This window comes from Chamaesiphon polymorphus CCALA 037, assembly GCF_003003845.1.
Lineage (GTDB): Bacteria > Cyanobacteriota > Cyanobacteriia > Cyanobacteriales > Chamaesiphonaceae > Chamaesiphon > Chamaesiphon polymorphus.
Window position 1 is genome coordinate 1 of the sequence record NZ_PVWO01000592.1, and the last position, 3,206, is coordinate 3,206.

General features: G+C 44.7%; 4 protein-coding genes. 1 reads left to right on the forward strand and 3 read right to left on the reverse strand.

Going from position 1 to position 3,206, the window contains the following annotated elements; genetic code table 11:
- Window positions 1-51: 51 nt before the first annotated feature.
- From C7B77_RS26840 to C7B77_RS26850, 3 genes are all read right to left on the reverse strand, one after another.
- Complete coding sequence (locus tag C7B77_RS26840; protein WP_106312218.1) at window positions 52-798, reverse strand: reverse transcriptase N-terminal domain-containing protein; 747 nt, start codon at window positions 796-798, stop codon at window positions 52-54.
- Between the two features lie 601 nt (window positions 799-1,399).
- A complete protein-coding gene (locus C7B77_RS26845; protein ID WP_106312221.1) occupies window positions 1,400-1,750 on the reverse strand; it encodes a hypothetical protein in 351 nt (116 codons plus the stop codon).
- A 38-nt stretch (window positions 1,751-1,788) separates the two neighbouring features.
- Complete coding sequence (locus C7B77_RS26850) at window positions 1,789-2,148, reverse strand: hypothetical protein (protein WP_106312224.1); 360 nt, start codon at window positions 2,146-2,148, stop codon at window positions 1,789-1,791.
- A 256-nt stretch (window positions 2,149-2,404) separates the two neighbouring features.
- Between C7B77_RS26850 and C7B77_RS31935 the strand changes: the two genes are divergently transcribed.
- Window positions 2,405-2,626: an IS1/IS1595 family N-terminal zinc-binding domain-containing protein gene (locus C7B77_RS31935; protein ID WP_425430848.1), complete on the forward strand. Its 222-nt coding sequence runs from the start codon at window positions 2,405-2,407 to the stop codon at window positions 2,624-2,626.
- Window positions 2,627-3,206 lie beyond the last annotated feature (580 nt).

Sequence of the window (3,206 nt, forward strand, 5' to 3'; positions counted from 1 at the left end):
AATACCTTGAGGTAGGTATTATCTCGTGGTTGTTTTGACTCACCTAGAGCATTACCACTGTACGCTTCGCAGCGCACTTACACCGCCTTGCGGTGTGCCCGTATCCGTTGGGTTAAATTTCCCATTGAGGATGAAACCAGCTTTTAACCATCCTTTGATTAGGTCTTTTCTAGGGAAGTTACCTAATTGTTTGAGGATAGATTCATGGGCAATGTTATCGAAGAATTCTTTGATATCAGCTTCTAGAACCCATTTATGTCCTCCAGTTCTGGGAGAGAAGTTTAATCTGTTAAAGTTTGCGACAATGGCATCTTGACAGTTTCTCCCCGGTCTGAACCCGTAGGAATTGGGTTCAAAAATGGCTTCCCATTCAGGTTCTAGTGAATTAGCTATTATTGCCTGTTCGGTTCTGTCACGCACGGTTGGGATTCCGAGCGGTCGTTTCTTACCGTTAGGTTTGGGGATAATTACCCGTTTTGTTGGGCTTTGATTCCCACCTTTCCAGTTGTTGACCAGTTTTACCCGTTCTTCTGGGGTATTGACTATTTCCTTGTCAATTCCTGCCGTCTGTTTACCTTTATTGGTCTGGGTAATTTTTCGTACAGACAGTAATAGGTTTGCGTAGCTTCTTTGCATCAACTTTTGGAGATTTCGCAACTTCCGCCAGTTACCAAGTTTTCTCGCGAGAAAGATTCGTTGACGTAGATTCTTAACCATTTTGTTGATTTTGCGCCAGTTAACCTGACTCCAATCTTCTAGTGGTTTCTTCAGTCCGTTTGTTGTATTTGAATACGACATCTAACATGTCCTTAGATTAAGTTTCTTTGTTTAGTCTCTTTCTCATAAGACCCAGAAAAAGTCTGCTATTCCTTTCGGTCACGGGCAAATTTTGAACCCGTATCCTACTCATTACAAGTAGGCATTCGCTTTTTCTTCCATCCTTTACCCTCCAGAGAGTTCGGTATTCCTTGCGGTTTACTTACTTAGAGATTCGACCTTTTCTAAGACTCTGTAGGGCTTATCCTGTTGTGTCATTCTGTGTTGCGTCTTCTTTTAGATACTGTCTTTTCTACGGTAGGAGTCATATTCACACGTATTAACAAATTGCCAGTGTTAATACTACCTACTTACCTTTTGGTGAGAGCCTATCAGCCTTATTTGGCTCTTTTACGCATGACGTAGTTTAAGCAACAGTTCACTTTTCGTTTATCTTGAGAAGACTCCCTTTAGCCCCGAAACCGTTTTAGGCTAACAGCATCGGTTACATTTGTGGTCTGCATTCCGGTTATTTCGTTACCTACTTGACCGTGACCGGACTCAATTATTTGAGCCTTTTACACAAGGGTAAGGGGTGTGAATCCCTTAGTAGGAGAAGGCTCCTACGGACAGAATGACCAGTTCAGGTCGCACAGCAATAGCCGTATAGCTTGCCCAACCGTTGGATATAGTCGGCAATTTCTGCGCTGCGAGTGGTTTCCGGTATGGGTTCGACGGCAAACCCCATCGGTTGCGCCTGTGCTGCTGGTTGGGGTACAGTCGAGCAATGTTCTACGAGTGATGCCTTGCCCTTAGCATCGATGGCAATGCTCACCGATTCGCCAGACTTACGCCCCAAGATCTCGATATCCCCTGCGGGTCGCCAGATCGCGATTTCCTCCCCCGTACCTGTAACCACGTTCAAGACTGCTTTCTGACCGTGTTTGGTGTTGACTTGCCGCGCCGATGTCACTTTTGCTGCGAGTAATTTCATGATGGTTAGTAGGCGGGGAATTCCCCGCCCTGTAAGGTTTACATGTAGTCAACGGCAGAGGCGAACCGCTCGGTTAGTAGAGCTTCTGCCTTGCGATAGGCTGACTTAACCTCACCGCGAGGCAGATATGAGGTAGCGGCAATAAACAGCGTGGCGTAGCTGCCAATTGGCGAGTCTGGGGTGTCGAAACGTTCACCCCAGTGAGATATGCCGCCTAGTAGCTCGGTTTCGCCTCGTTGTACCCAGTAGCGGATATCGCCTTCGGGGATGCAATCATCGATGTTGTCTTGGATATCGATAATCTCAACGCCCAACAGCGAGAGGGTTTCGGCTTCGATGAGGTCGAGCGGGACGGCGATCGTGGTAGAGACTTGCGATCGATCTAAAAGTTGTGGCATTATTAAAATATCCTTACTGTTTCTGTTTGGTGAAGACTATGCGATCGCAGCCCTGAGAAAGTAGCGATCGCTTTGTCGTTGAAAGATTAATTTCTCAACCTTTCCATACTGTAATTATATCATGTATTAGTATTGGCTGATAGAGTTTTGTGGTTGATTTTAAGTATTTTAAATAAGTATTCTCGATCGATCTATATGTCGATGTACAGCAAACCTTATCGTTGAAATATAGTTGTTTACTATACAAAACAAACTAATGATCTGCCCTAATTGTCAAAATCAAAAAGGACTAAAAAATGGCTGTAGAAATGGAATACAGCGATATTATTGCAAGCTTTGTAAGCACAACTGGTCGGATAGTAGCCGCTCTGTAGGACAGCCGCCGATCTATGATCGAGCGATGACAGGTGCCGAACAAGTCGCACGTTTTAGAGCTAAGAGAAAAGAGAACCTAATCGATCCAGATCCCCTTTCTTAGTTTTTTAAAATAACTTTTGATGACAGGTGCCGAACAAGTCGCACGTTTTAGAGCTAAGAGAAAAGAGAACCTGATCGATCCAGATCCCCTTTCTTAGTTTTTTAAAATAACTTTTACCGCCCCACTAGCAACTACAAAAAGAGCGCGTTTTTGACTGACCGCACCTCACTAGCGATAGCAGAGCTTATGACTCGTGGTGCGGTCTGACAAAAAGGTGCAAGCTCCCGCAGGGGCAGGGTTTTAAGCAGACTGGAAAATTCCAAGCTTTTGCTGTAAGGTGCGATCGGGTTAGATTCGAGCGGGAGAGAGTGAATTATTGAAACGCTTACTCTGTCTATATTTGAGCTATTGGCGATGCCACCATACAAAGCTACTAAGCTACTACCGATTTAGTAGAAACGATCGCTGAAGCCACAGGATTATCGATTCGGCAAAGCCGACGCTACGCAAACGAACAAGTCCAACAACTTCAAACCGAGCGATTGAATTGAATATATCTGCCAGGGGTTTTTTGCATAAACCCTCCAAAAGGGGGAATAAGCAGATTTATATACCAGGGCTAGCAGTTTTCTTCAAGTAA

Excerpts from the sequence above, each read along its gene's own strand:
- C7B77_RS26840 (WP_106312218.1), bottom strand. The coding sequence starts at position 798 with ATGTCGTATTCAAATACAACAAACGGACTGAAGAAACCACTAGAAGAT.
- C7B77_RS26850 (WP_106312224.1), bottom strand. The coding sequence starts at position 2,148 with ATGCCACAACTTTTAGATCGATCGCAAGTCTCTACCACGATCGCCGTC.
- C7B77_RS31935 (WP_425430848.1), top strand. The coding sequence starts at position 2,405 with ATGATCTGCCCTAATTGTCAAAATCAAAAAGGACTAAAAAATGGCTGT.
- C7B77_RS26845 (WP_106312221.1), bottom strand. The coding sequence starts at position 1,750 with ATGAAATTACTCGCAGCAAAAGTGACATCGGCGCGGCAAGTCAACACC.